At 44.3% G+C, this 442-nt stretch carries 1 protein-coding gene; it reads left to right on the top strand.

Translation table 11 applies throughout. The features are described 5' to 3' along the window. Positions 1-442: hypothetical protein (locus AB4371_RS22610; protein WP_372150698.1), on the top strand; the 442-nt coding region annotated here is incomplete at both ends.

Genomic DNA, 442 nt, shown 5'->3' with positions numbered 1-442 from the left:
CAAAGTGACAATGTAGAGAAGTTCCGCCTAGAGCCAACCGAATTTAATACAGATAACTCACTCAAATCCGATGGTCTGCCAATTGATCTGAAAGAAGATCCGACAGGCTCAGGTAACTATGTTGGTTTTACAACTAGTGCCTCTAATGTAGAAACACAGATTTTCACATTAAGCTTTAGCGCTGCGACTCTGGGGCAATATACCTTTACGCTGTTGGAGAATATCGACCACGATGATGGTCGTGGCAATAACGACTTCACGTTTGAACTACCAGTTTACGCGGTTGATACCGACGGTGATGATTCTTTAATGTCACCTCTGTCAGTCACTATTACCGATGATGTTCAAGTGATGGCTAGTGGCGATCTGACGATTGAAGAGCCTACTGTCGCCGACTTAGCTGCAGGTACGCCAACGACATCCGTTTTCGATGTATTAACAT

It is taken from the genome of Vibrio sp. 10N.261.51.A3, from assembly GCF_041471965.1.
GTDB lineage: Bacteria > Pseudomonadota > Gammaproteobacteria > Enterobacterales > Vibrionaceae > Vibrio > Vibrio crassostreae_C.
Note: the sequence above shows the minus strand (reverse complement) of the source record. Positions and strands in the feature narration are given on the sequence as shown.